The following is a 26,843-nucleotide window of genomic DNA, read 5'->3' on the forward strand; positions in this document are numbered from 1 at the left end:
CGCGGGGTGGGGTGGTGGGGCCGTTGCGAGAGGTGCGCGTGGCGTTCGGTGCGGATGGCAAGCCGCTGCGGATCCCGATGGAGATGCAGGAGCATCGCTTCCTGGCGGCGCGGCCGGTGGAGCTGCTCACGGACGTGCTGGCGGACGAGGCCGCGCGGGCGCCGGCCTTCGGCCTGGACAACGCGTTGCGGCTGCCGTTCCGCGTGGCGGCGAAGACGGGGACGAGCCGCGCGCACGTGGACAACTGGGCGGCGGGCTTCACCCGGGAGCGCACGGTGGCGGTCTGGGTGGGCAACTTCGACGGCACGCCGATGCGCGGCGTGTCCGGCATCACGGGCGCGGGCCCGGTGTTCGCGCGGGTGATGGCGCTGGCGATGCGGGGCCTGCGCGCCGCACCGCTGGTGGACAGAAGCCACTTCGAGTCCGCGGAGATCTGCCCGCTGTCCGGAGACCGGGCGGGCCCGAACTGTCCCGGGGTGATGAAGGAGGTCTACCTGCCGGGCACGGCGCCGCGTCACACGTGCTCCATGCACCGGGGTGACGGTTCGCTGGATGTGGGCCCGGCGTATCTCGCCTGGGCGCAAGCGGAAGGGCTGGCCTCCACGTCGTTGAGCGCGCAGGGAGGACCGGAGACACAGCCCGGCTTCATCCTGCCGGCGAACGGGGACGAGTTCCTGGTGGAGCCGGAGCTGCCGGAAGGTGCCCAGGCCGTGCCCGTGCGAGTGATGGCGCCGCAAGGGGCGAAGTTGCTGGAGCTGCGCACGGATGACGGGCGCCGCATCGAACTGCGTCCGCCCTTCGTGACCCGGCTGCCAGCGGTGGCCGGTGAGCGCCGGCTGGAGCTCTGGGCACCCGGTGGTTCTGAACCGCTGGCGGTGACGCGGTTCCGGGTCCGATGAACGCGGCGGGAGTGGCCGTGCTCATCGCCGCGCTGGTGGCGGGCACGGCGCCGGGGGGGCAGCGCACGGGCGCACGGTCGTCGCCCTCGGTCCGAGCGTCGGTTGATACGCAGGTCGACGTCCGCATCCTCTCCAAGCACCGGCCCGTGCGCCTGCGCCTGGACGGCCCGCGCTCACTCGAAGTCGTCGCATCGGCGAGCACGCTCGTCGTGGATGGCCGCTCTCAGCCCCAGGCCCTGCGCCTCGACTCTGGCCGCTGGCGTGTTCGCGGCCGTGGCCTGGACCGCCGCTATGAGGCCGCTCTGTCTCTGGAAGCACGTGACGGCGAGCTCATCGTCGTCGCCACCTTCGCGCTGGAGGACTACATCGCCGCCGTCACCGCGAGCGAGACGGAGGTCGACACTCCCTTTGAAGCGCTCCGGGCCCAGGCCATCACCGCCCGCAGCTATGTGCTCGCTTCCGGCAAGCGGCACGATGAAGCCCGGGCCTGCGACCTCACGCACTGCCAGGTCCTTCGCGGTGAGGGCTTCGCACGCCACCTGCTCCGCGCCCGCGATGCCGCCCGCTCCACGGAAGGCATCGTGCTGCGCCTGCCCGGTGGCGCCATTGCCCTCGCTCCCTTCCACGCGAGCTGCGGCGGACATACGGCGGACCCTGTCGCCGTCTTCGGGGCTCCGGATCTCTCGGGCGCCGCCGCCGTGCCCGACCGCTGTCCCGCGTCGCCTTGGCGTGCCGTCGTGCCCCGTGCGCTGGTGACGGCCGCCGCTTCGGATGCAACCGGCGGCCCCGCTCGGGCGGAGGACCTGCTGCTGGACCGGGACTCCAGCGGCGCAATCGTGCGCGTCGTGGACCGCGCTTCCGGACGCATGGCTCGCGGTGATGCGTTCTTCCGCGCGCTCGGTGCCCGCGCGGGGTGGGACCGGATCCGCAGCGCCCGCTTCTCCCTGACGCTTGGCGGTGACCAGGCACTCCTCGAAGGACAGGGCCATGGCCACGGCGTGGGCCTCTGTCAGGCCGGCGCGGCCCTGCTCGCACGGCAGGGATGGACCGCGGAGCAGTTGCTCGCGCACTACTTCCCACGCGCCCTTCCCGGGAAGCTCCACGACAAGTGAACGCGAGGGCCGTCGTGGCCTTCCGTTCGCAGCCGCTCTCGAAGGTGACGGCCCTCCGGGGGCTCTGCCCCGCCTCTCCGCTTGGGCTTACCAGCACCCGCCGTGCTCCGTATCGATTGCTCCAGAGCCCTCACCCCCGCGCGGTCCGGCGGGGAGGTGGCTTCGCGCACCGGCCATCCCGGTGCGGAACCCAACCGGGAGGCAACACATGGCGTTCAATCTGATCGAAGCAGTCGGCTCACAATTCATGCAGAAGGGATTGCTCCAGAAGATCAGCGGATCGCTGGGCGAGGACCCGCAGGCGACCACCAAGGCGCTGCCGGGAGCCATCGCCTCCGTGGCCGCGGGCGTCGTGGACCAGGGCGGCAACGAGGCCGGCGCCCACCGCCTGCTGACGAAGCTCAACGAGGGCGGCTTCACCGGGCCGGACGCGGCCCCGCGCACGGGCGGCGTCGGAGAGGGGCTGCTCGACGAGGAGGAGCGCGGGAAGGGGATGCTGAGCGGCATCTTCGGCAACAAGCTGGGCGGCGTCACCGAAGGGCTCACGCGCTTTGGTGGCATGAGCAACCCCGGCTCGTCGACGCGGCTCTTGTCCCTGGTCGCCCCCATGCTGATGGGCGTGCTGGGCAAACAGGTGCGCGACCAGCGCATGGGCGCGTCCGGGCTGATGCAGCTGCTCAACGGCCAGCGCAACAACATCGCCGCCGCGCTGCCCGCGGGGCTGGGCGGTGTCCTGGGCTTTGGCGGTGCGCGCCACGTGGTCGCGGAGGTCATCGAGCCCCACCGCGAGACCGTGACGCCGGTCCGTGAGGCGGCGCCCGTGCGGGAGGCGCACACCGTGCGTGAGGCGACGCCCCGGACGACCTACAACCGTCCGCCGGAGCGCAAGAAGAGCATCGCGGGCTGGGCCGTGCCGCTGGCCCTGCTCGCCCTGGTCGTGCTCGCGTGGGGTGCCTTGCGAGGCCGCCGTGACGAGCGCCGCGCGCCCCAGGTGACCCGCACCACGACAGTCCCCGCGCAGGAGCGCGTCGCGCAGACCCCTTCACAGCCCGCGACACCTCCACCCCAGGCCGAGCCTCAGACTCCGCCCGCGACGGGCGGCTCCGGCACGCAGGCCACCCCGGGCACGGGGGGCGACGTGGAGAAGCAGACCGCGGGCGCGGCGGACACCGGGAAGCAGCAGCAGGGCGAGGGCACCGGCGGCTCCGGTCAGGAGAAGATGCGCGTGAGCGACCCCAACAGCCTGCGAGAGGCCTTCAACGGCCCGAGCGCGGAGCAGGGCTTCGTGCTGGAGGGCGTGGAGTTCAAGACGGGCTCGTCGCAGCTCACCTCGAAGAGCCAGCGCATGGTGGGCGAGCTGGGCAAGCTGATGGAGGAGAAGTCCGACGCGCGCGTGCGCATCAACGGCTTCACGGACAACACCGGCGACGCGAACGCCAACCGTCAGCTGTCGGAGAGCCGCGCGGAGAGCGTGCGCCGGGCGCTCGTGAGCCGGGGCATCCCGCAGGACCGCATCGAGGTCAGTGGCGAGGGTGACGCGAACCCCATTGCCCCCAACGATACTCCCGAGGGCCGCGTGCAGAACCGCCGCATCGAGGTGCAGGTGCTCGGTCAGTAATCCCCCGGGCACGCGGTCCCGGCGGCGTCCGGTCCTCACGGTGAGGGCCGGGCGCCGCTGTCTACGTCACGGCGGACGGCTCCGGCCGGTGCAGCGGTTCTCCCAACAGCTCCGCCAGATCGAACGCGTCCAGCAGCGCATGGCCCTGCAAGTCGTTGTTGAAGAACACCCACGCCGTCCGGCCCGCGTCGCGCCACGCCCTCAGGTCCTCCGCCACCCGCCGCAGCGCGCGGCGTCCATAGCGGCCCTCGTAGCGCCCGTGCGCGCCGTGGAAGCGCAGGTAGCGGAAGCCCCCGGTGGGGTGGGGCACCGGCTCCTCCACCAGGTCGTGCTCGCACACCGCCGCGCCATACGCCTCCAGGAGCGCGAGCACCTCCGGGTGGTACCAGGCCGCGTGACGGAACTCGAAGACATGGGGGAGGCCGCCGGGCAGGTGGGCGAGGAAGCGCTCCAGCCGCTCGGGGTCCGGCTTCGTCATGTTCGGCGGCAGCTGCCACAGGATGGGCCCCAGCCGGCTGCCCAGCCGCAGCACGCGCGAGTGGAAGAGCTCCACGCCCTCGCCGACCTCCTTCAGACGCTTCAAGTGCGTGAGGAAGCGGCTGCCCTTGCACGCGAAGCGAAATCCGCGCGGCACCTGCTCCCGCCAGCCGTCCACGGCGGCCTCCGTGGGCAGGCGGTAGAACGTGGCGTTGAGCTCCACGGTGGAGAACACCCGCGCGTAGTAGGGGAGCCAGCGGCGGACCGGCAGCCCGTCCGGGTAGAAGAGCCCCTTCCAGTGCTTGTAGACGTAGCCGCTCGTTCCCAGGTGGATGGCCGCCATGCGCTGGAGGATGGGCACGCCCCTCCCGCGTGGCCGCGCCCTGTCCACCGCGTTACACCTCCCGGAAGTTGTCCTCGGGGTTGGCCCGCGCTAACGCGAGGCGTTAGGGCTTCACGCTTGACCCTGCTTTCACCCACCCTCTAGAAGGCCCGCGACCCATGGCGACTCCCGACCGGTTTCCCCTCCCACAGGTCTCAGACAGCACCCGGAAGCCCGAGTGGTTGAAGGTGCGCCTGCCGCATGGCGAAGGCTATGAGCGGGTGAAGGCCATCGTGAAGCGGGTGGGGCTGGCCACGGTGTGCGAAGAGGCCCGCTGCCCGAACATCGCCGAGTGCTGGGGCGGAGGCACCGCCACGGTGATGCTGATGGGCGAGGTGTGCACGCGCGCCTGCCGCTTCTGCCACGTGAAGGTGGGGGCGCCCCCGCCGCTGGACCCGATGGAGCCCATCCATCTGGCGCAGGCGGTGAAGGAGATGAACCTCGAGTACATCGTCGTCACGTCGGTGAACCGCGACGACCGTCCGGACGGAGGCGCCAGCCACTTCGCGTCCGCCATCCGCGAGCTGCGCAAGGAGAGCCCGCGCACGCTGGTGGAGGTGCTCATCCCCGACTTCAAGGGGAAGGAAGAGGACCTGGCCACGGTGGCCGAGGCGAAGCCGCACGTGGTGGCGCACAACGTGGAGACGGTGGAGCGGCTGACGCCCACGGTGCGCGACCGCCGCGCCACGTACCGCCAGTCCCTGCGCGTGCTGGAGTACCTCAAGAACCGCCCGGAGAAGGTCTACACCAAGACGTCCGTCATGGTGGGCCTGGGCGAGACGGACGAGGAGCTGGAGCGCACGTTCAAGGACCTGCGCGACGTGGGCGTGGACGTGCTCACGCTGGGCCAGTACCTGCAGCCGTCGCAGTACCACCTGCGCGTGGAGCGCTTCGTGACGCCCGCGCAGTTCGAAGCCTACAAGGCGCTGGCGGAGTCCTTCGGATTCCTCTACGTGGCCTCCGGGCCGCTGGTGCGCTCCAGCTACCGCGCCGCCGAGTTCTTCATGAAGGGCCTGATGGAGCGCGAGCGCGTCGAGCGACTCGGCTGACCGGACGGAACATCCCTTCCTTAACCCCAGAGAGAGACACTCCCCCTCATGGCGACTTTCGAATTCAAGCTCCCGGATCTCGGCGAAGGCGTGGCGGAGGGCGAGCTCGTCAAGTGGCACGTCAAGGAGGGCGACCTGGTGAAGGAAGACCAGGTGCTCTGCGAGGTGATGACGGACAAGGCCACCGTCACGGTGCCCAGCCCGCACGCCGGCCGCGTCGTGAAGACGCACGGCCGTGAGGGCGACATGGCGAAGGTGCACCAGCTGCTGGTGACGCTGGACATGGAGGGCAGCGCTCCCGCGGCGCAGGCTCCGGCCCATGGCGCTCCGGCATCCCACGGTGCTCCGGCCGCGAGCCCGGCCCAGGCGGCGGCCCCCGCGGCCCCGGCCTCCGCCACGAAGGTGCTGGCCACGCCCGTCACGCGCCGCATGGCGCGCGAGCACGGCCTGGACCTGGCGGAGATCTCCGGCAGCGGTCCGCAGGGCCGCGTGACGAAGGCGGACGTGGTGGCGGCGCTGGAGGGTGGCAACGGCGCGCCGAAGAAGAACGAGGTCGCGGCCCCCGCGCCCCAGGCCGCGCGTCCGGCGGCGCCGCCGGTGGCGTCCGGCAAGGGCGACGAGCGCATCGCGCTGCGGGGCCTGCGCAAGAAGATCGCGGAGAAGATGGTGCGCTCGAAGTTCACGATGCCGCACTTCGCGTTCGTGGAGGAGGTGGACGCCACGGACCTGGTCGCGCTGCGCACGCGGCTCAACAGCCAGCTGGCGGCGGCCGGTGACGGCACGAAGCTGACCTACCTGCCGTTCATCGTGAAGGCGACCATCGCCGCGATGAAGAAGTTCCCGCACCTCAACGCGAACTTCGACGAGTCGACGCAGGAGTTGGTGGTGCGCGGCGAGTACAACATCGGCATCGCGGTGGCCACGCCGGACGGCCTCACGGTGGCGGTGGTGCGCAACGCGGACCAGCTCACGCTGGGCGAGCTGGCGAAGGAGATCTCCCGCCTGAGCGTCGCGGCGCGAGACCGCAAGCTGAAGATGGAGGAGCTGACGGGCGGCACCTTCACGATTACGTCGCTGGGGCAGAGCGGCGGCCTGTTCGCCACGCCCATCCTGAACCACCCGGAGGTGGGCATCCTGGGCGTTCACAAGCTGAAGAAGCGCCCGGCGGTGAAGAACGACCAGGTCGTGGTCCGGGACATGATGAACCTGTCGCTGTCCTGCGACCACCGCGTCATCGACGGCGATGTCGCGGCCAGCTTCGTGTACGAGATCATCAAGTACCTGGAAGCGCCGGACCTGCTGTTCCTCGCGATGGCGTGAGGACACGCGTCGCGGGACACGCCCGACCGCTCCTGCTCCGGGGGGCGGCCGGGATGCGGGGGAACTTCCGGAACAGCAACGCTGAAGGCGGGCAGCCGCGATGGCCGACAATCCCCGTGAGTTGATCCGCGCCGCGCAGACCGCCGAGCTCCAGGGGGACCGCGCGAAGGCGGCGGAGTGCCTGGAGCAGGCCGCCGCGCTGTACCAGAAGTCCGGCCACGCCTCGCGCGCCTCGCAGTTGTTGCGGCAGGCGCGCCAGCTGAAGACCCGAGCCCCGGACGTCAGCCCCGCCTTCACGGCGGCCATGGCGGGCAACAAGGACGCCGCGGCGTACCGCGCGGTGGGCTGGGGCGACGCCGTCTCCGACGCGTTCAACGACAAGGCGGGCGCCGTGGTGCACACGCTGGAGGCCCATGAGGACTCCACCGTGAAGGGGGGCGCGCCGCTGCCCGTCGAACCCGGCCTGCCCCGGCTCGCCGGAAGGATTGCCGCCATCGGCGCCCCGGTGTCCTCGGCGGAAGCCGTCACGCTGCACGATGGGCCTGCCTCCGCGGATGCCGCTCCCGTCAGCACGGGGGAGGACGTTGGTGCCGAGCGCATCGATTCCGGAGGCGACGTCGTCGTCCCGGGCGGACTGCTCATGCCCCCGGAAGAGGACGCGCTCGATCCCGCGACCGGGCTGCTGCGTGCTTCGGGCGCCGAGGACGCTGTCGTCCCCGGAGGACTGCTGCGGCCCCCGGACGAGGACACCTCGCCCGTGCACGCCGAACCGGCGCGCGGCCGCCGCCGTGAGAAGCGCCTCATCGAGCGGGGGCCCACCCGCGCGGCTCCCGCGTTGGACGCATGGTGCTCGTTCTGCTGCCGGCCTCGCGGCGAGGTGGGCGACCTGGTGGCGGGCCCGGCGGGGGCGTTCATCTGCAAGGGCTGCCTGGGCGAATCCCAGGGCCTGCTGGGCGACGTCGTCGCTCCGGCCCCTGTGCGCAAGCCCGCGCCGGAGGAGGCGCGCACCGGCACCGTGGAGATGGTGGGCCACGACGAGGTGAAGACCCTGCTGGAGCGCACGCTCCAGGCGGGTGCCCGCTGCCTGCTGCTCGTGGGCCCCGAGGGCTGCGGCAAGAGCCTCTTCTTCCAGTCGCTCCAGCGGCACGGCCAGGGCGTGCTCGCGACCGTGGAGGCCCTGGAGTCCACGCCGGGCACCGAACCACTCCTCGTGGAGGACGTGGACCGCCTGGAGCCCCGCGCCCAGAACGCGCTGACCGCGTTCCTCGCGAGCCATCCGCAGCGCGCGGTGGTGATGAGCGCTCGTGGCGCCGTGTCGTCGCTGGGCCTGTGGGTGCGAGGGGAGGGTGGCAGCCTGCCCGTCCCCACCACCGCGGGCATGATTGAAGCCGTGCAGGGCCTTGTGCCCGTGTCCCTGCTGGAGCGCGTGCAGGTGCTGCTCCCGGTGCGCCGTCCCACGGTGCCGGAGCTCGTCGAAGTGGCGCGCCGCACCCTGGCCCTGCGCCAGCCAGCCGTCACGCTGTCTCAAGAAGTCCTGGGAGCGTTCGCCGCCGAAGCGGTCCGCTCCCCGCGCGCGGGGCATGAGCTCCAGGCGCTCCTGTCCCGCGTCTACGCGGGCAGCTGGAGCCTGGAAGCGGCCCAGACGCCCGCCGCGCCATCCCAAAACCCACGAGGGGGGCGAAAGGGATCACCATGAACACGCTCACCGTCTTCCGCCTGGGCCGGGTGGAGTACGAGGACGGACTGAAGCTGATGCACCTGTTCGGCGAGGCCCGCCTGCAGGAGCTCATTGGCGACGCGCTGCTCCTCCTGGAGCACCCGCCCGTCCTCACGCTGGGCCGCGCCGCGAAGCGCGAGAACATCACCGCCACCGACGCGCGCCTCGCGGAAGAGGGCGTGGAGGTGTTCGACACCAACCGCGGCGGCGACGTCACCTACCACGGCCCCGGTCAGGTGGTGGGCTACCCCATCCTCCTCCTGCCGCCGGAGCGCCGCGACGTACGCCGCTACGTGCGTGACGTGGAGCGCGGCCTCATCCAGACGCTCGCGGCCTTCGGGCTCACCGCCGGCGCCATCCCCAAGTGGCCGGGCGTGTGGCTGGGGCAGGAGGGCTCGCCGGACGCGCGGAAGATTGGCGCCATTGGCGTGCACCTGTCGCGCTGGCTCACCACGCACGGCTTCGCGCTCAACGTGAACACGAACCTGGAGCACTTCCAGCTCATCGTCCCGTGCGGCATCCGCGAGGCGGGCGTCACGTCCATGCAGCGCGAGCTGGGCCACCCCGTGTCCGTCCCGGACGTGGAGGAGGTGCTCGCGCGCGAGTTCACCCAGGTCTTCGACGCCCAGCGCGTGGACGGCACGGTGGGCCTGCGCACGGTGAGCGTCGCCGTGGTGCACGGCCGGGGGCCGGAGGCGCGCGTGCTGCTGCTGCGCCGGACGCCGGAGCGCGGAGGCTTCTGGCAGACGGTGACGGGGCGCCTGGAGCCGGGAGAATCCCCCGGGGACGCCGCCCGCCGCGAGCTGGCGGAGGAGACCGGCCTCGCGCTGCCCGTGGTGGACCTGGCCTACCGCCACGCCTTCGCGCTGGGGGAAGCGCTGCCGCCCAGACTGGTGGAGGAGCACGGCTTCGCGGTGCACGCCGCGCCGGACACGCAGGTGCGCCTGGGGCCGGAGCACGACGCCTTCGAATGGGTGGATGTGCCCACGGCCCTGGAGCGGCTGCCCTTCCGGGGCCTGCGCGAGACGGTGACCCGGGCGCTCAGGACGCCCGGGCGGTAACCGCCACTACAGCTCGATGACCATCGCCTCCTTGGCGGCGATGGTGGCCTTGCGGTGCTTGCGCACCTCGCGCAGCAGCGCGTCCATGCTCGCGTCGTCGCGGCCCGGGTCGTGGTGGAAGAGCACCAGCTGCTTCACCTCGCTGGCGTCCGCCGCGCGCACCGCCGCCTCCCACGTCGAGTGGCCCCAGCCCGTGCGGGCCGGCCCGGTGCGGCCGCGGTACTCGTCCTCCGTGTACATGGAGTCGTAGATGAGCGCGTCCGCGCCCCGCGCGAAGTCGAACAGCTTCGCGTCCAGGTCCGTGCCGTGCTCCACGTCCGTCGCGTACACCAGCGAGCGCCCGCCGAAGTCCACCCGGTAGCCCACGTTGCCGCCGGGGTGGTTCAGCTCCAGCGTGCGCACCGTGGCCTTGCCCACCGGGATGTCCTCGCCCACCACCACGTCCCGGTACGCCAGGCGCGTGCGGAACACGTCCTCCGCCGTCACCGGGAAGTAGGGGTGCACCATCTGCCCGGCCAATATCTGCTTGAGCGACTTACCGTCCCGAGGTGACCCGTACAGCGTCACGTCGTTCGCCGGAGAGAACATCGGCGAGAAGAACGGCAGGCCCTGCAGGTGGTCGTAGTGGTAGTGCGAGATGAAGATGGATGCCTTGACGGGCTTTCGCGTCGCCGTCAGCGCATCCCCCAGGCCGCGCGCTCCGGAGCCCAGGTCGAAGATGAGCAGCTCGTCGCCACAGCGGACCTCCACGCACGGCGTGTTGCCGCCGTAGCGCTTCGTCGCCGGGCCTGGAGCGGGGATGGAACCGCGCACCCCCCAGAAGCGCACCTCGAAGCGCGCGGTGCTCCGCCGGACCGGGCGCTCAGCCGGCCTTGGCTTCCGTGTCGTCGTCCTCCGCGAAGAGCTCAATCAGGTGCCCCGTACGCTCGCGCTTCGTCTTCAAATAGTCGACGTTATGCGGATTGTGCTCGGTCCGGGAAGGGATTCGGCGCCGGACCGCCACGCCTTCCTCCACCAGCCCGGCGATCTTCAGCGGATTGTTGGTGATCAGGTCCACCGACCGCACATCCAACGACCGCAGCATTTCCGCAGCGATGTCGTACGAGCGCAAGTCGTCCGCGAAGCCCAGCTGGCGGTTGGCCTCGTAGGTGTCCAGCCCCTTGGACTGCAGGGCGTAGGCCTTGATCTTGTTGCCCAGGCCGATGCCCCGGCCCTCCTGGCGCAGGTAGAGCACCACGCCCAGCCCGTTCTGGGACACGAAGTCCAGCGCCCGGTCCAGCTGCTCGCGGCAGTCGCACTTGAGGCTGCCGAAGACTTCGCTCGTCAGGCACTCGGAGTGGATGCGCACCGGCACCCCCTCCAGCCCCTTGGGCTCGCCCACCACCAGCGCCACGTGCTCCTTCCCGTTGCGCTTGTCGCGGAAGACGATGGTCTTCAGCACCCCGCGGGCCGTGGGCACGTCCGCCTCCGAGTACCGCTCCAGGTGCTGGGTCGGCTTACGGGTCGGCAGGACCTGGGGTGAGCGAGTGTCGGACATGGTAGGTCGTCTCCCAGAGAGAGGGCCGTTACTTCTCGCCCCCCTGGATGCAAGTCAAGGTGACACCCCGATGGGTGTGGTGAAACCCGCCTGTTTGGATGCGGCGGACGTGGACTGCGTTGCTCAGGCGACCCACGAGAGGGGGACCAGCTCCACATGGGAGCCATCAGTCAGGCTGCTGGTATCCCGGGGGAAGTGAAGCAAATGTGTGGCTGCCGCAGCTGAACGCAGGGCCCCCGACGTCTGAGTCCCCAGGGGTCTCGCCCACAGCTCGCCTGCTCGCCAGGTGGCCGTGACACGCACAAAGTGGGCAAGCCCCGGGGCCTTGGAGAGCTTCCCCTCCAGGCGGCCGGCGACGCGGGGCGGCTCCACGTCGGCGTGCCCCAGGAGCCGGCGCAGGGCGGGGCGCACGAAGAGCTCGAAGGTCACCAGGGACGACGTGGGGTTGCCGGGCAGGCCCATGAAGAGGGTGGCGCCGCGCTGGCCCACCACCAGCGGCTTGCCGGGCTTGATGGCCACGCGCCAGAAGCGCTGCTCGACACCGAGCGCCTCCAGGGCGTCCTTCACGAAGTCGTGGTCGCCCACGGAGACGCCCGCGCTGGTGAGGACCACGTCGAAGCCCTCCGTGCGCGCCAGGGCCTCCTGGACGGCCTCCCGCGTGTCCCGGGCGATGCCCAGGAGCGTGGGCACCCCGCCCGCGCGCCGCACCGCCAGGGCCAGGGTGGGGGCGTTGATGTCCACGATGCCGTCGCCGGGGGGCTCGTCCACCCGGCACAGCTCGTCGCCGGTGGACAGCACCGCCACGCGCGGCCGGCGGGGCACCGGCACCGTGCCCTGGCCCTGCGCCCACAACAGCCCCAGCTCCGGGATGCCCAGGGGCGTGCCGCGCCGCAGCAGCACGTCGCCCTCCTTCGCGTCCTCGCCCCGGGGCCGCACGAAGTTCCCCGGCCCCGCGGCCTCCAGGATCTCCACCGCGTCCAGCGCACCGGCGAGGGTCCGGGTGCGCTCGCGCATCACCACCGCGTCCGCGCCCGGGGGCAGGGGGGCGCCGGTCATGATGCGCGCGCAGGTGCCCGGGACGACCTCCCGGGTGGGGCGCCTGCCGGCGAACACCGTCTCGCCCACCGTGAGGCGCACGGGCAGGGGGCCCGTGAGGTCCCCGCCGCGCACCGCGTAGCCGTCCATGGCGGAGTTGTCCCAGGGGGGCAGGGTGCGGCGGGCGAGGACGTCCTCGGCCAGCGCGCGGCCCAGGGCGTCGTCCCCGGGCACCCACTCGGTGGGCAGCGGCGTGCACAGCCCGAGGATCCGCGCTCGGGCCTCCTCCACCGGCAGCAATGCGGGGGCGTCACTCATGCTGTTTTCCCACCCAAAGTCCGTGAGAAAATCAAGTGTTAGTTTGACAGCCCAGCTGATCATCGTTACAAGCAATCGTGATCGCGAGGCTCGCGTCCAACAGCAGGGGCGTCCCGCCAACCCGTTGATAGCACACGGGAAATTTCCAAGGAGACAGCGTCGATGGCCAAGCCCAAGTCCGGGGCGAAGAAGCCGACTCCCGCTGCAAAAGCCGGTGCGAAGCCTGCCGCGAAGAAGGACAACGCGGCCCGCCTGGATCTGATCAGGAACGCCTCGAAGAAGGTGGCGACGGCCGCGACGAAGGTCGTCAAGGCGGTCGCTGAAGGGGCGAAGGGCAAGGTCGCGGCGGCGAAGAAGGCGGTGGCGGAGAAGGTGGAGAAGGCCCCCGCCGCCAAGAAGGCAGCGGCCAAGGCGGCTCCTCCTGCTCCCGCGGCGCCTCCCGCGAAGGCCGGCAAGGCCGGCAAGGCCGCCCCCGCGGCGAAGGCCGCGCCCGCCGCCCCTGCCGCGGCCGGCAAGAAGGGCGCTGGCAAGGCCGGGGGCAAGTCTCCCATGTCCGTCCCCGCGGGCCCGCCCGTGGAGAAGCCCCGTCCGCGCGCCACGAAGCTTCCGCCCGTGGGCGAGCCGCTGACGAAGCGTGAGATGGAGCAACTGCTCACGGCCGGCGAGGGCCGCGGCGTGATGGGCGAGGGCAGCCTCAAGGGCCGCCTCATCCTCAGCGGCGAGATGCCCCACCTGGTCGTCGTGGGCCGCGACAAGCGCGAGCTGACGTTCCTGTTGCAGGGACCGGATCAGGAAGTGCTGCCGGCGTACGTGGACCACAAGGTCTCCGTGGTCGGCCTCATCAAGAAGACCACCAACCACAGCGGCGTGGTGGAGGTGCGCAAGTACTCCGCCAAGAAGCCGGAGGTGGAGGAGGTCGCGCCGCCCCCCTCGGACTCGGAGCCGAAGCTGCGCTACCTGTCGCCCGGCGAGGTCTCCATGGCCGTCGCCGCGGGCATGGGCGCCGGCATCAAGGGCTTCGCCAGCATCCGGGGCAACCTGGAGATGATGGGCGAGGACTTCGTGCTCGTCGTGTCCAACGGCGGCACGCGCCAGCAGGTGTCCTTCGCCATCGAGGGCAAGGCGGCGGTGAAGAGCCTGCGCAAGCACGTGGGGCAGACGCTCCAGGTGACGGGCGTGGTGGACAAGACGTCCGGCTGGGGCGGCCGCATCGCCGCGGAGATGGTGGAGCCGCGTCCGTCCGAGGCCCGCTCGGTGTCTCGCGACGAGATGGAGCTGGTGCACATCGAGGGCGAGGTGCCCACGTCCGTGGACGTGAAGCTCAACCACGGCCTCACGGTGCGCCTGCCGGAGCAGCCCGGCGCCACCTGGGCCATCGAGCCCACGCTGGCCAAGCGCGTGGGCCTGCGCGAGGCCAACTTCGAGCCCGGTCCCTCCGGCGGCCCGGCCACCCGCGAGTTCTTCTTCACGCCGCGCAACCCCGGCAACTTCGAAGTGGAGTTCTTCCTCGCCAAGGCGTTCACGCCGGGCGTGGTGGAGCGCTCCTTCAAGATCAACGTCACCGTCAAGCCCTGAGGGCTTGGACGCACGGGCCCTCCCTGGACCGCAAGGTCCTCCAGGGAGGGCGAATGGGGGCCGGGGGGTTCCCGCCCGCACCCTTCGGGCTTACCCGTTCCCTCAGCGGCCTTGCCGCGTCCCCACCGTGAGCATTTCCCAAGACCACATCCGACAGCTGCTCGCTGAAGCCGACCATCCCCTGGGCCTGAAGGAGCTCCTTCGCCTGGGAGGCCTGAACCCCGGCCAGCAGACCGACCTCAAACGCGCCCTGCGTGAGCTGGTGCGCGCGGGCGCCATCGTCAAGGACGGCAAGCGCTTCCGCCTGGAAGGCCCGCGCACGCCTCGCGCGCCGGATTCCGGCTTCGAAGCCCGCCGCGACCTGTCCTCGCCTCCCCTCAAGAAGCGGGGCCCGGCCCCGGGCAGCGGGCGCGAGGAGCGCCGGGGCGGCTTCCGGGACGATGGTCCCCGGGGCGGCGGCAACCTCCGGCGCTCGCTCCAGCGGGGCTCCCGCGACGACCGCTTCGAGGACTCCAGCCAGCCCGCGGTGGAGGGCATCCTCCACATGCACCGGGACGGCTTCGGCTTCGTGCACCCGGTGTCCGGCGAGGGGGAGAACATCTTCCTGCCGCCGGGCGAAGCGCAGCGGGCCCTGGACAACGACCGCGTCCTCGTGGAGGTGGCGGGGCGGCCGGGCCGCTTCGAGGGCCGGCTGGTGCGCGTGGTCAACCGGCGGCGTGAGCTGGCGGTGGGCACGTACGTGGCGCAGGGCCGGCACTCGCTGGTGATGACCACGGACACGAGCCTGCCGGGCCCCATCCGCGTGCCGGCGACGCAGATGGCGCGCGACGGCGACCTGGTGAAGGTGCGGCTGGGCGTGGGCGCGGACCTGCTGGAGCCCGGGCAGGGGCTGTTCGGCGAGGTGGCCGGTTCGCTGGGGCGGCCCGGCGACCCGAGCGCGGAGGTGCTGGGGTCGGCCTTCGCGCATGGCTTCTCCGACGAGTTCCCGCCGGAGGTGATGGACGAGGCGGACGCGTTCGCGGTGAAGGTCACGGAGGCGGAGGCCACCGAGGGCAACCGCCGCGACCTGCGCCAGATGCCGCTCATCACCATCGACGGCGAGGACGCGCGCGACTTCGACGACGCCGTGTACGCGGAGGCCCAGGCCGGGGGCTGGCGGCTGGTGGTGGCCATCGCGGACGTGTCGCACTACGTGAAGGAGCGCACCGCGCTGGATGCGGAGGCGCTCAACCGCGCGACGTCCGTGTACCTGCCGGACCGCGTGCTGCCCATGCTGCCGGAGCGGCTGTCCAACGGCATCTGCTCGCTGCGCCCGGATGAAGACCGGCTGTGCATGGTGGCGGACATGACGTTCGACCGCCACGGCCAGCGCCGCTCGCACGAGCTGTACCCGGCGGTGATGCGCAGCGTGGCGCGCTGCACGTACAACGAGGTGCAGGACGTCCTGGACGGCAAGGACGTGCCGCACCGCGACTTCCTCAAGCCCCAGTTCGAGCAGTTGATGGCGCTGGCGCGCGCGCTGATGGGCATGCGCAAGGCGCGAGGCGCCATCGACTTCGACGTGCCGGAGCACAAGGTGGTGCTGGGCGAGGACGGCGTGCCGCTGCGCATGGAGAAGCGCGAGCGCAAGGACAGCCACCGGCTCATCGAGGAGTGCATGCTGGCCGCCAACGAGGCGGTGGCCACGTACTTCCAGGACGAAGGACTGCCCACGGTGTACCGGTTCCACGGCGAGCCGGATCCGCAGAAGCTGGCGGCGTTCGCGGTGCTGGCGGAGGCGTACGGCTTCCAGCTGGACGTGGAGAACGGCGTGTCGTCCAAGGAGCTGGACGCGTTCATCACGCAGCTGGAGGGGCACCCGGAGCAGCGCGCGCTGAACCAGCTCCTGCTGCGCTCCATGATGCAGGCCGTGTACACGTCGACGCGCGTGGGCCACTACGGCCTGGCGGCGGAGAACTACCTGCACTTCACGTCGCCCATCCGGCGCTATCCCGACCTGCTGGTGCACCGCATCCTGAAGGCGGTGTGGGCGCGCAAGGGCAAGAAGCCCTCGGACGCGCAGCTGGACCGGGAAGAGGAGCGGCTGGAGGGCATGGCGCAGCAGTGCTCGGAGCGCGAGCGCGCGGCCATGACGGTGGAGCGCGAGGTGGTGGCGTTCTACGCGGCCCTGATGATGAAGGACCGCGTGGGCGAGGAGTTCGACGCCACGGTGGCGGGCATCGCGGAGTTCGGCTTCTTCGTGGAGCTGGACGAGGTCCACGTCGAGGGCCTGGTGAAGGGCGAGTCGCTGGGGCCGGGCTCCAAGCTGGACAAGCGCACGCACTCGCTCGTGTATCCGAATGGCCGGCGCGTGCGGGTGGGGCAGAAGCTGCGCGTGCGGCTGCTGTCCGCGAACACCACCGCGCGGAAGATTGATTTCGAAGCGCTCCAGTTCGAGGACGAGGCGCCGCTCCAGCGGGCCGAAGGCGCACGGCAGCCGCCGCGCCGTCGTGAGTACGTGAACGAGGCGCCGGGCCGTCACAAGGGTGGCAGGCCCGGGCGCAGCGAGCGCGAGGCTCCGAAGCCGGGCCGCACGCCGTGGCGCAAGCCCGCGGTGGCCGAGGACGCGGCGCAGTGGCGTTCGCTTGGCGAGGCGGAGGCGGCGCCGTGGCAGCCGCCCGCGCCGGAGGACGCCGCCACCGTGGAGGCCGCGACGGTTGCCGGGTACGGCGACGAGGTGCTGGGAGACGCGCCACGTCCGCGAGGGCGTTTCAGCCGGGAAGGGCGCCGCGAGGAGGCCGCGCCTGCCCGTGGCGCCGGCCGCTTCCTGAAGGCCCGCACGGAGGAGGCTCCCGCGCCGAAGGCGGAGCCCGCGAAGCCGGCCAAGGGCAAGCGCAAGGTCATCCGTCCCTCGCTCCCCGCGCCCGAAGAGGGCATCGAGTCCGGCTCGGCACCGGAGGCTCCGGCGCCTCGCGAGGCCTTCACCCCGCCGGGCTTCGACTCCGGCGACAGCGCTCCGGTGGCTTCACCGCACCCGGGCTTCGACCGGATCCGCGCGCTGGCCGCGCAGCGGGGCCAGCTCTCCACGGGGGCGGCTCCGGGCAAGAAGGTCCGCAAGGCGGCCGCTGGCGCGAGCTCGCGGGCGAAGCCCTCGAAGAAGGCCGCGCCGGGCAAGAAGGCCGGTGGCTCCAAGGGCGCGGGCAAGAAGCCGGGGCGCGGAGCCCCGGGCAAGCGCAAGCGCTGAACGCGGGGCCGGGCCTTTCCGGCCGCGCCGCCGTTCCAGCCGTTCCACTCAAGGAGGCCGTGTGGGTGCTGTGCGAATCGTGGGGTTGATGCTGGCGGTGGCGGGCGGCGTGCTGCTGTTCACCGGGCTCAAGGCGCGGGACTCGCTCACCGAACGCGCCACCGAGCTCATCACCGGCCGCAACACCGAGCAGACCACGCTCTACGTCGCGGGCGGCGGCGCCGCGCTCGTGGGCGGCGTGCTGCTGGCCCTCTTCGGGGGAGGACGAGGCCGGCGTTAGGCCCCGTCCCCTCTACCCGGGACTGCTTACTTCGTGGCGCCCGAGGCCTGCGCGGCCTTGGCGCGCTTGGTCGCCTCGCCGAACTGCTTGGTGGCCTCGTTGGCCTGGGCCGTCAGCTCCTCGATGCGCTTGGCGTGAGCGGCGGCGCTGGCCTTGGCGGCGGCGACGCGCTCCGCGGCCTCCGGATCCACCACGGCCTTCTTGCCCTTCTCCGGCTTGGGCGGCGTGGCGGCCTCGATGGCCTCCTGCTCCGCGGCCTGCATCAGCGACTTCTCGTGCTCGATGTACTTGAACATCACGATGCGCTTGTTCAGGTACGTGTTGGCCGAGTCCGGGTTGAGGGCGATGACCTGATCATACGTCTTCAGCGCCAGGTCCAGCTCCGCGGGGTTCGCCGGCGCGGACATGGAGCGGGCGCCACCGCGCTGCGAGTGCACCTCCGCGATCCAGCTGAGCGCGTCGGTGTCCTTCGGGTTGATCTTCAGGCACTCCTGGAAGTACTGCTCCGCCTTCTCCAGCGGGCCGTTCTTCGCGTACATCGCCGCGACGTTGCGGTAGGCCTCGGCCTTGTCCTGGGGCGTCTTCGCGAAGTCCACCAGCTTCAGCGCGGCCTGCGCGGCCTGGTCCGTCTGGCCCGCCTGCATGTGCGCGAAGGCCTTCTTCTCCCAGACCTTCTCCTGGGTCGGGTCGATCTTCAGCGACTCCTCGTACTCCTTCACCGCCTCCGCGTAGTTCTTGTCGGCGAGGAAGTTGGTGCCCTTGACCCGGTGCTCCTTGGCCTTCTCTTCCTTCTCGTCGGCGCAGCCAAAGGACCCGCCCAGGGTCAGCACACCCAGCATCAAACCCACGCTACCCAGCCGCTTCATGCCCAAAGCCTTTCGTGAAGTTCCAGGGGGCACGTCCCAGCGGGGGGCCCCACGCGGCGCGGAATATACCCGAACTCGCTTCAGGTGCGGCCCTGTCCGGTGGGGGGCCTCAGGAGCGTGCGCGCGCGAGCAGGGAGACGAGCAGGGGCGCGCCCAGCGCGGCCGTCACCACTCCCACGGGCAATTCACGCCCGGGGAGGATCAGCCGCGCCGACGCATCGCACAACGCGAGGAACGCGGCCCCCACCACCACGGAGCCCGGCAGCAGCACGCGGCGGCTCACCCCGAGCGTCCGGCGCACGAGGTGCGGGACGATGAGCTCCACGAAGGCGATGGGGCCGCACCACGCGACACAGGCGGCCACGCCCAGCGCCCCCAGGCCAATGGCCACCGTGCGGACGCGCTGGACGGGGACGCCCTGGGACTCCGCGTGTTCCTCGCCCGCGATGAACACCTCCAGCGCGCGGGTGAGGGCAAGCAGGCCCACGACGGTGACGGCCGCGAACGGGGTGAGCACCAGCACGCCGGAGTAGCCCACCTGCGGCAGGTGGCCCAGGGACCAGCGCATGGCGGCCATGAGCTCGGCGGAGTCCGCGGTGAACTGCAGGCCGGTGGAGATGGCGCCCGCCGCCATGGAGCAGGCGATGCCCGCGAGCACCACGTCGTTCATCCGCACGCGGCGGCCCGCGGCGATGGCGGCCACCACCAGGCTGACGCCCAGCGCGCCCCCGAAGGCAGTGGCGGTGATCAGCGGAAATCCCCCCGGCGCGAGCCGCACGCCCAGCAGGATGGCCACCAGCGCGCCCAGGGTCGCACCGGCGGTGGTGCCCACGGTGCTGGGCGCGGCCAGCGGGTTCGCGAAGAGGGACTGGTACACGGCGCCCACCAGCGACAGCGTGCCGCCCACCAGCATGGCCATCAGCGTGCGGGGCACGCGCAGCTGCCAGAACACGAAGTCCACCGAGCCCGGCGAGATGCCCGGGCCGATGAACGGCGCCACCGCGCACGCGGCCACGCAGACCGCCAGGACGAGCCAGGCCTTCACGGGGAGCCCCCGCTGCGGGGCAGGCCCACGAACACGCGGTGGCCCTCCACGGACATGCCGTGCATGCGCACGCCGAACAGCTCGCCCAGGTGCTCGCCCAGGTCGGGGGCGTCCAGCTCCCGCTCGAACGCCACGCGGCCCTGGAACAGGCCCACGACGCGAGGCGCGCGCGTGCCCGGAGCGTGGGCGTGCGCGAGCACGTTGACGTCATGGGTGACGCACAGGATGCCGCGTCCCTCGCGCCAGAGGTGGCCCATGCGCGTGTACAACTCCAGCTGCTGCGCGGGGTCCAGGAAGTTGGCGGGCTCGTCCAGCAGCACCAGCGGCGTCTCCTGCGCGAGCAGCCCCGCGACCGCCACGCGCTGCCGCTCGCCGCCGGACAGCTCCGTGATGGGGCGCAGGGCGAAGGACGCCGCGCCTGCCTCCGCCAGCGCCTTGTGCGCTGCTTCTTCCGACGCGCGCCGGGATTCGGGGAAGCGGTAGCGCGCGGAGACGACCTGCTCCAGCGCGGTGATGGGCTCGGCCGCCTCCAGCCGCTGGGGCAGCCACGCGAGCTTCGCCGCGCGCTCCCGGGGAGCCAGGCGCGACACCTCCTGCCCGTCGACGAAGGCCTGCCCGGCGTCCGGACGCAGCAGGCCCAGCGCGACCCGCAGGAGCGTGGACTTGCCCGCGCCGTTGGGGCCCATGATGGCCACGAAGTCCCCCGGAGCCACGCGCAGGGACACGCCGTCCAGCAGCGTCCGTCCTCGCGCCCGCACCGTCACCGCGTCCAGCGTCAGTCCGGCCGTCATCGCGTGGGGGGCAGGGTGCCCAGGGCGGCGCGGAGCCGCTCGACGACGTCGAGGATGGCGGGCCCGGTGGACTGCACGTCGGGGCCGACGACCAGCCGCACCCGGTCCTCCCGCGCGGCGCGCAGACCGGTGAGCTGCTTCCATGGGGCCAGCACCCGCGCCTGTCCCGAGGCGTCCAGGGACGGCACGTTGATGAGCACCAGCACCGCGTCCGGATCCAACGCGATGACGCCCTCCAGCGACAGGTTGGGGGGACCGGAGCGCTCTTCGGCGACGGCGTTGCGCGCGCCCGCGGCCTCCAGCGCGGCGCCGTGCAGCGACGCGCGCTTCATGTACCAGACCTCCGACAGCGTGCCCGCGACGTCGCCCAGCACCAGCAGCACGCGGGGGGCGTCCTTCGGCGCGGGGCGCGACAGCGTCTGCTCCAGCCTCTGCGCCAGCGCGGCGGCCTGGGGCTCGCGTCCGCTCAGACGGCCCAGCTCCTTCACGCTGCCGACGACCTCCGGGAGCGACGTCCAGGGCAGCACCTTCAGTGGCGCGAGCGCGGCGAGCGCCTCCGCCGGAGCCTGCTTCACCTGCTGATCCACGAGCAGCGTGGGCTTGAGCTTCGCGATGGCCTCGAAGTTGGGCGCGAACGTGGTGCCCACCTTCGGCAGGGCGGGGGTGCCCGGGGGCAGGGCGGTGTAGTCGGACACGCCCACGATTTCAGCGCCCGCGCCCAGCGCGAACAGCGCCTCCGTGACGGACGGGGACAGCGAGACGATCCGCCGCGCCTGGGGCTCCGTGGCCGGGGGCGCCGGGCGCTGACAGCCCGCCGCGAGCGCGAGCACCACGCAGAGCAGGGAGGGGAGGCGGAAGAGACTCATGGGCGGGCCGACTTCTAGCACGCGGGTCGTGGGAAGCGGCGTCTGGGTTTCGCTGGGGCGGGGCGCATATCCTGGGAACTCCTCACAGGGGGAATACCCGGACATGGCTTGGATGAACTGGACCTCGCGCGCGCTCTGCGCCGCGGCGCTGCTTGGCACTTCCTCGGCGCTCGCCGCGTCGCCGTTCTCGGAAGGGATGATCTCCATCACGCTGGATGACGGCTGGAGCACGCAGTACACGCTGGCGCGGCCGGCGCTCAAGTCGCGCAACATCCCCGCGACGTATTACCTGGTCACGGACGCGGTGGCCCAGGCGTGGGGCGGCTACATGAGCCTCGCGCAGGTGCAGACGCTCAAGGCGGAGGGCAATGAAATCGCCAGCCACACGCGCACGCACGCGGACCTCACGTCGCTGACGCCCGCGCAGCTGACGTCGGAGCTGCATGACTCGCGCACGTGGCTGCAGACGAACGTGGGCGCGCAGTGCGGCAAGGACTTCGCGTCACCCTATGGCGCGTACAACGCGACGGTGATGACGGCGCTGAAGCCGGAGTACGCCAGCCACCGCACCATCAACGCGGGCCGCAACTACCGCGACACGGTCATCTACGAACTGCGCGCCAACGACGTGTCGAGCGCGGTGACGGTGGCGAAGGTGAAGGGGTGGATCAACCAGGCCATCGCGGAGAAGAGCTGGCTCATCATCCTCTTCCACGAGTTCACCAGCGGCACGCCCACGCGGGAGACGCAGTACAAGACGACCAACTTCAACAGCATCCTCAACTACGTGCAGTCCACGGGCATCCGCACCGTGACGGTGGAGCAGGGGCTGGCGCTGACGGACGGCCTCACGGAGGCGCCGCCGTCGGTGGGCACGGTCGTCTACGACGACGCCATGGGCAGCGGCTTCCAGGACTGGAGCTGGGCGACGCACGACCTGGACCAGGCCGTCACGGTGCACTCCGGCTCCACGGCGGTGAGCTTCGAGCCGGACTACTGGGAGGCGCTGATGTTCCACCACACGGGGCTGGACCTGGCGCAGTACCAGTCCGTGGACCTCTGGGTGCACGGAGGCACGACGGGCGGTCAGCAGGTGCGGCTGGCGCTCTACAACGGCGGCACGCTGCTGGGCTCCATCAACCTGGAGACGGCGCTGGGGCACCCCATCGCGGCGGGCACCTGGCAGAAGGTCTCCATCCCGCTCAGCGCCATCGGGGCGACGTCCGGCATCGTGGATGACTTCTACGTGATGGATGACTCCGGATCGAATCAGGGCACGGTGTACGTGGACGACTTCGTGCTCGTGCCGTAGCCGTGAAGTCACCGCGCGCCGGTGCCTGCTCCGGCGCGCGTGAAGGCGGTCATCGCCTACAGCTTGATCAACTCCACGTCATCCATGTGGATGAAGTTGGAGCCGTTGTGGGCCGGCGACTTGCTGTGCAGGCCGAACTCCAGGTAGCCGTTGGTGACGCTGATGGCGGGCGTCTCCACGAGCGTGTAGTTGCCGTAGGTGCCCAGGTTGGTGATGGCCGGCGCGCAATCGCCGCAGTTCTTCACCTGGAAGCGCGCGAAGTCGAACGTGCCTCCCTTGCGGAACCAGGCGCGCAGCTTGTAGTTGCCGGACGCGAGGCCCGACTTCGTCTGGTACGTCCACGCCTCGTAGGCCGCCGCGGACGTCCAGTGCGTCAGGTGGAAGCTGCCCGAGTGCCCGCCGTTGTACGTCTCCGAGAACGCCGCCGTCGCCGTGCCGTTCGGGCTCCAGGTGTTCCAGCCCGTCATGCCCTGCTCGAAGCCCGGGTTCGTCAACCCCAGCGACTGCGAGCCGCCCGGCTGGTACCAGCGCACCCACTCCACCTCCATCGTCTTCTTCGCACCCCAGGCCAGGTCGATGGAGGCCGGCGCCGGGTTGCCGTACCAGACGCCGCCCAGCGCCAGGTTCAGGATGAGGTAGTGGTTCTGCTGGAACTCGGACTCGTTGTGGTTGAACGTCGCCGTGGACACGAAGTCCTTGTCCAGGCGGAACACGATGGTGTTCGCCGTCCACTCCACTTCATACGTGTGGAAGTCCTGCGACAGGTCCACGCCGCGGCTCGCGCCCGTGCCCCAGTCCGCGTTGCCGTTGTTGTACCAGTGCAGCGCGGACTTCATCCACGTGGGCTCCGTGGACTTCCACTCCAGGATGTCGATCTCCCCCGCGGCCGGCCAGCCGGCGCTCTGGATGTTCGACCCCAGCGTCCAGAACGCGGGCCACATGCCGTAGCCCGGCGGGACCTTGATGCTCGCGACGATCTTTCCGTAGCGCCCCTCCACCTTGCCCTTGGTGTGGATGCGGCCGGAATAGAACGACCGGTACTGCCCCGGGCAGCGCGAGTCCGTGGGGTTGTCCGCCGTGCGCTCCGCGGAGATGATCAGCTTGCCGTTGGCCACCGCCACGTTCTGCGCGCGCGGGAACTCCAGCTCCCCCGTGCCGAAGTTGCAGTTGTTGGTCACCGGATCCCAGTTGCTCGTCAGCACGTTCCACGCGCCCGTGTTCAGCGCCGAGCCCGTGAAGTCGTCCTGCCACGACAGGGACCACCCAGCGCCCGGGTCGTACGCGCGCTCGCCCTGCTGCGTCTGGCCGTAGCCTTCCGCCTCCACCGGGGCGGCGGCTTCCGGTTCCGGTGAACAGCCGGAGAGGGTGGTCAGGAGTCCTGCGGCGACGAGGCCTGCTCGAAAGGGGCGGTGCATGAATGCTCCGGGGTTGGGGGAGCATTCATATTTGCCGGTTTTTACACACCTTGCCAGGAGGTCTCGGAATGGTTCAGCCGAGCCACTGGGGGTTCTGGACGGTCCCGTCGAAGTGGTGGCTCGTCTTGTACTTCTCGTAGGCGCCGTCCTGGGCCGCGTCCTTTGTCTTCGCGAGCAGGGCCTGGACGTCCTTTTCTCTCAGGGGCTTGAAGCCGCGCGCGGCGGTGAGGGCCTGTTGCAGGCGCTCCTGCGAGTCGATGCCGGTGATGACGACGCTGACGGGCAGGGAGAGGTTGTAGCGGAGGCACTCGGGCGCGGTGACGGTCTTGCTGTCGAGGATGAACGGATCGCCCATGGACTTCATGGCGAGCACGCCGATGCCGTCCTTCACGAGCACGGGCAGCACGCGCTTCTCGAAGCTGTTGAAGTGGGCGTCCATCACGTTGAGCGGCAGCTGCACGGTGTCGAAGCGGAAGCCGTGCTTCTTCGCGGTCTCCAGCATCTTCAGGTGGATGTCCGGGGACTTGTGGCCGGTGAAGCCCAGGAAGCGCGCCTTGCCGGCCTTCTGCGCGTCCTTCATGGCCTCGATGGCGCCGCCTTCCGCGAAGGCGCGGTCGGGGTCGCTGTCGCGGATGACTTCGTGGAGCTGGAGCAGGTCCACGTGGTTCGTCTGGAGGCGCTGGAGGGATTCGTCGATCTGCTTCGCGGCGGTCTTCTTGTCGCGGCCGTCGATCTTCGTCATGAGGAAGGCCTTGGCGCGGTAGCCGTCGCGCAGCGCCTTGCCCATGCGCTCCTCGCTCTTGCCGTCGTTGTAGTCCCAGCAGTTGTCCAGGAAGTTGATGCCCTGGTCCAACGCGCCGCGGATGAGCGCGATGCTCTCCGCTTCGTCCTTCTGCTTGCCAATGTGGAAGCCCCCGAGCCCGATGCAGGACACGTCCTGTCCGGTGCGGCCCAGCTTGCGCCGGGGCACGGCGGGAGCCTTCTTCGCCTTCGAGGGCGAGGCCCCGAGCACGGGCGGAGCAACCATCAGCGACAGCGTCGCGGCGAGGAATTCCTTCCGGGTCATGCGCGGGCGTCCTTCCACAGAGGGCAGAGGCCGACGTTGCGGCTGGGAGGGGCCGGGGACAACGGGCGCGCGGGCCGACTGTGCAGGAGCCACCGCTGCGGACCAGGTGTGCCGGGAGGGCGTGTGCCGCATAATCGACACCCGCATGCGCATCCCCCTCCTTGTGCGGCGCGTGGGGCCGCTCCTCGCGCTGATCCTCCTGGCCGCGTGCCGCATTGAATCCGCCGCGCCGTCGGGAGGCGCCGCCGTGGCGCAGGCCGACACCCCGTCCGGCGAGGTGTGGGTCTACACGTCGATGTACCGGCATGTGTTGGACGCGTTCGAGCCGTTGCTGAAGGAGCGGCTGCCCGGCGTGAAGGTGCACTGGTACCAGGCGGGCAGTGAGAAGGTCGCGAGCCGGCTGGAGGCGGAGCGGGCCGCGGGAGCGGTGCGCGCGGACGTGCTGATGACGTCGGATCCGTTCCTCTATGAGCGACTGGCGAGGGAGGGAGCGTTCCTGCGTTACGCGTCCGTGAACGCGCTGCGCATTCCGCGCACGTTGCTGGATCTGGATGCGAGGTACGCGGCGGTGCGGCTGTCCACGATGGTGCTGGTGCACCGGGTGGGCGCGGGCGATGCGCCAAAGTCATTCACGGCGCTGGTGGATGGAAGTTGGAAGGGGAGGGCGGCCATCGGGGATCCGCTCACGTCGGGCACCGCGTTCACGTGGGCGGTGTTCCTGCGCGCGCGGCGAGGGGAGGCCTACTTCGAGGGGCTGAGGGCGAAGGGCGCGGTGGTGGCGGGAGGCAACGCGGCGGTGCTCCAGAAGGTGGAGAGCGGCGAGGTGGACGCGGGCGTGTTGCTGCTGGAGAACGCGCTGGCGGCGAAGGCGAAGGGCAGTCCCATCGAGATCATCTGGCCGGAGGACGGAGCGGTGGTCATCCCGGGGCCGGTGGGGCTGTTCGCATCGACGCGCAATCCGGTGGCGGCGAAGGCGCTGGTGGACGTGCTGCTGTCACCGGAGGGCCAGCGCATCATCGTGGAGAAGGGGGACATGCACGCGGTGGATCCCCGGTTGAGCGGCCCGCGTGGAGAGCCCGGAGTGGACACGCTGTTGGGCCGAGCGCAGGCCTGGACGCCCGAGTTGTTGGAGCAGGGGCTGCTGCACGGCGGTGACATCAAGGAAGCCTTCAGCCGGGCATTCGCGAAATGAGCCAGGAACGCCCAGACCCGGCCCGACCGCGAGGTCGAATCCTGGGACCTCGAACAATCAAGAAGGCGCCCTCCGGCCGGGTGTGCTCAAAACCTGTCCGACAGTCGGACAGGTTTCGCGGAGTCGCCTCCGCCGGGAACTCGTCAGCCCAGGGGGACCGCCGCAAGGTTCCAAACCTGTCGGACAGTCGGACCGGCCGCCGCGACGGGCAAAACCTGTCCGACAGTCGCACCGGTTCGCTCAGTCGTCCCAACCCATCCGCCTGTCCAACACGTCCAGGTCGCGGCCCCACCTTGTCCGACTGTCGGACCGGTTCGAACGGTGGGCTCAAGCGGTCCGCCTGTCCGACAGGCCAAACCGGGGGGCCCAACCGGTCCGCCTGTCCGACAGCCCCATGCAAGGAGCACGGCTTGTCCGACTGTCGGACCGGCTCGCACGGTGGTGGTGCCAGCTTGTCCGACTGTCGGACAGGTTTTTTGGGAGCGCCACCGCCGGGGAGGCTCTGCGGGATTCTTCGATTCTCATCCGGTTGGGTGGATCGCACTGCCGTGGGCCTGGCGTGGCGTGGACGGTTTCTCGCGACTCTTGATGGGGGCTCGCGATGAGGGGGCGGTGGGTTGCGTTGGCGTTGTGGCTCTTGCCTCTGATGCTCTTCGCGGTGGTTCCGGTCCTGGCGCTCCTGGTGCG

The 26,843-nt window shown here is 71.1% G+C and carries 22 protein-coding genes; 12 read left to right on the forward strand and 10 right to left on the reverse strand.

Translation table 11 applies throughout. From position 1 onward, the window contains the following. The 3 genes from D7X96_RS31435 to D7X96_RS31445 all read left to right on the forward strand — a co-directional run. The coding region (locus tag D7X96_RS31435) for a penicillin-binding protein 1C (RefSeq protein WP_502260789.1) at positions 1-899 on the forward strand (899 nt) is incomplete at its 5' end. Further along, positions 896-2,011: a SpoIID/LytB domain-containing protein gene (locus tag D7X96_RS31440; RefSeq protein WP_121771420.1), complete on the forward strand. Its 1,116-nt coding sequence runs from the start codon at positions 896-898 to the stop codon at positions 2,009-2,011. The genes D7X96_RS31435 and D7X96_RS31440, both read left to right, overlap by 4 nt. 208 nt (positions 2,012-2,219) lie before the next feature. Beyond that, complete coding sequence (locus D7X96_RS31445) at positions 2,220-3,629, forward strand: OmpA family protein (RefSeq protein ID WP_158626652.1); 1,410 nt, start codon at positions 2,220-2,222, stop codon at positions 3,627-3,629. A gap of 61 nt (positions 3,630-3,690) precedes the next feature. Here D7X96_RS31445 and D7X96_RS31450 read toward each other — a convergent pair whose 3' ends face one another. Further along, positions 3,691-4,467, reverse strand: coding sequence for a DUF72 domain-containing protein (locus D7X96_RS31450; RefSeq protein WP_233610025.1), 777 nt, complete (start codon positions 4,465-4,467; stop codon positions 3,691-3,693). 140 nt (positions 4,468-4,607) lie between these two features. Here D7X96_RS31450 and lipA point away from each other — a divergent pair, with 140 nt between their 5' ends. From lipA to lipB, 4 genes are all read left to right on the forward strand, one after another. Continuing rightward, the gene (gene lipA / locus D7X96_RS31455; RefSeq protein WP_120551891.1) at positions 4,608-5,537 is read left to right on the forward strand and encodes a lipoyl synthase; all 930 of its coding nucleotides are present in this window, start codon (positions 4,608-4,610) and stop codon (positions 5,535-5,537) included. A 48-nt stretch (positions 5,538-5,585) separates the two neighbouring features. Next, on the forward strand, positions 5,586-6,857 hold the full coding sequence (locus tag D7X96_RS31460) for a dihydrolipoamide acetyltransferase family protein (protein ID WP_120551890.1): 1,272 nt from the start codon (positions 5,586-5,588) through the stop codon (positions 6,855-6,857). 100 nt (positions 6,858-6,957) lie between these two features. Continuing rightward, the gene (locus tag D7X96_RS31465; protein WP_121771422.1) at positions 6,958-8,553 is read left to right on the forward strand and encodes a ClpX C4-type zinc finger protein; all 1,596 of its coding nucleotides are present in this window, start codon (positions 6,958-6,960) and stop codon (positions 8,551-8,553) included. Beyond that, positions 8,550-9,635 (forward strand): lipoyl(octanoyl) transferase LipB, encoded by a 1,086-nt coding sequence (gene lipB, locus D7X96_RS31470; protein WP_121771423.1) that lies wholly within the window; start codon positions 8,550-8,552, stop codon positions 9,633-9,635. Before D7X96_RS31465 ends, lipB begins: the two co-directional genes overlap by 4 nt. A gap of 6 nt (positions 9,636-9,641) precedes the next feature. On the opposite strand, the gene D7X96_RS31475 is transcribed toward lipB, so the two are convergent. The 3 genes from D7X96_RS31475 to D7X96_RS31485 all read right to left on the reverse strand — a co-directional run bounded on the left by D7X96_RS31475 (position 9,642) and on the right by D7X96_RS31485 (position 12,525). Continuing rightward, positions 9,642-10,463, reverse strand: coding sequence for an MBL fold metallo-hydrolase (locus D7X96_RS31475; protein ID WP_120551887.1), 822 nt, complete (start codon positions 10,461-10,463; stop codon positions 9,642-9,644). A gap of 34 nt (positions 10,464-10,497) precedes the next feature. Continuing rightward, positions 10,498-11,172: a GTP cyclohydrolase II gene (gene ribA / locus D7X96_RS31480; protein ID WP_120551886.1), complete on the reverse strand. Its 675-nt coding sequence runs from the start codon at positions 11,170-11,172 to the stop codon at positions 10,498-10,500. Positions 11,173-11,295: 123 nt separating this feature from the next. Then, on the reverse strand, positions 11,296-12,525 hold the full coding sequence (locus tag D7X96_RS31485) for a molybdopterin molybdotransferase MoeA (protein WP_121771424.1): 1,230 nt from the start codon (positions 12,523-12,525) through the stop codon (positions 11,296-11,298). A 162-nt stretch (positions 12,526-12,687) separates the two neighbouring features. Between D7X96_RS31485 and D7X96_RS31490 the strand changes: the two genes are divergently transcribed. The 3 genes from D7X96_RS31490 (at position 12,688) to D7X96_RS31500 (ending at position 17,603) form a co-directional block, all read left to right on the forward strand. Beyond that, entirely contained in the window at positions 12,688-14,100 is a 1,413-nt protein-coding gene (locus D7X96_RS31490) for a protease inhibitor I42 family protein (RefSeq protein ID WP_120551884.1), read from the forward strand. Positions 14,101-14,227: 127 nt separating this feature from the next. Further along, on the forward strand, positions 14,228-17,323 hold the full coding sequence (rnr, locus tag D7X96_RS31495) for a ribonuclease R (RefSeq protein WP_120551883.1): 3,096 nt from the start codon (positions 14,228-14,230) through the stop codon (positions 17,321-17,323). 61 nt (positions 17,324-17,384) lie between these two features. Further along, positions 17,385-17,603: a DUF3185 family protein gene (locus D7X96_RS31500; protein ID WP_014396547.1), complete on the forward strand. Its 219-nt coding sequence runs from the start codon at positions 17,385-17,387 to the stop codon at positions 17,601-17,603. Positions 17,604-17,629: 26 nt separating this feature from the next. Here D7X96_RS31500 and D7X96_RS31505 read toward each other — a convergent pair whose 3' ends face one another. The 4 genes from D7X96_RS31505 to D7X96_RS31520 all read right to left on the reverse strand — a co-directional run bounded on the left by D7X96_RS31505 (position 17,630) and on the right by D7X96_RS31520 (position 21,171). After that, positions 17,630-18,469, reverse strand: a complete 840-nt coding sequence (locus D7X96_RS31505; protein ID WP_120551882.1) for a tetratricopeptide repeat protein — start codon at positions 18,467-18,469, stop codon at positions 17,630-17,632. Positions 18,470-18,578: 109 nt separating this feature from the next. Then, positions 18,579-19,514 carry a FecCD family ABC transporter permease gene (locus tag D7X96_RS31510; protein WP_121724675.1) on the reverse strand — a complete coding sequence of 312 codons (936 nt, stop codon included), beginning with the start codon at positions 19,512-19,514 and terminating at the stop codon, positions 18,579-18,581. Beyond that, entirely contained in the window at positions 19,511-20,305 is a 795-nt protein-coding gene (locus tag D7X96_RS31515) for an ABC transporter ATP-binding protein (RefSeq protein WP_121771425.1), read from the reverse strand. The genes D7X96_RS31510 and D7X96_RS31515 overlap by 4 nt, the downstream gene beginning before the upstream one ends. Beyond that, complete coding sequence (locus D7X96_RS31520; RefSeq protein ID WP_121771426.1) at positions 20,302-21,171, reverse strand: ABC transporter substrate-binding protein; 870 nt, start codon at positions 21,169-21,171, stop codon at positions 20,302-20,304. Before D7X96_RS31520 ends, D7X96_RS31515 begins: the two co-directional genes overlap by 4 nt. A 103-nt stretch (positions 21,172-21,274) precedes the next feature. On the opposite strand from D7X96_RS31520, the gene D7X96_RS31525 reads away from it, so the two are divergent. After that, complete coding sequence (locus tag D7X96_RS31525) at positions 21,275-22,483, forward strand: polysaccharide deacetylase family protein (protein ID WP_121771427.1); 1,209 nt, start codon at positions 21,275-21,277, stop codon at positions 22,481-22,483. A 56-nt stretch (positions 22,484-22,539) separates the two neighbouring features. Here the strand turns inward: D7X96_RS31525 and D7X96_RS31530 are convergent, their stop codons facing one another. Continuing rightward, positions 22,540-23,898 carry a glycoside hydrolase family 16 protein gene (locus tag D7X96_RS31530; protein WP_120553081.1) on the reverse strand — a complete coding sequence of 453 codons (1,359 nt, stop codon included), beginning with the start codon at positions 23,896-23,898 and terminating at the stop codon, positions 22,540-22,542. Between the two features lie 73 nt (positions 23,899-23,971). Beyond that, positions 23,972-24,964, reverse strand: a complete 993-nt coding sequence (locus tag D7X96_RS31535; RefSeq protein WP_121771428.1) for an aldo/keto reductase — start codon at positions 24,962-24,964, stop codon at positions 23,972-23,974. A 145-nt stretch (positions 24,965-25,109) separates the two neighbouring features. Here D7X96_RS31535 and D7X96_RS31540 point away from each other — a divergent pair, with 145 nt between their 5' ends. Further along, positions 25,110-26,156, forward strand: coding sequence for an ABC transporter substrate-binding protein (locus D7X96_RS31540; protein ID WP_121725273.1), 1,047 nt, complete (start codon positions 25,110-25,112; stop codon positions 26,154-26,156). Positions 26,157-26,843 lie beyond the last annotated feature (687 nt).

The sequence above is a fragment of the Corallococcus interemptor genome, from assembly GCF_003668875.1.
GTDB lineage: Bacteria > Myxococcota > Myxococcia > Myxococcales > Myxococcaceae > Corallococcus > Corallococcus interemptor.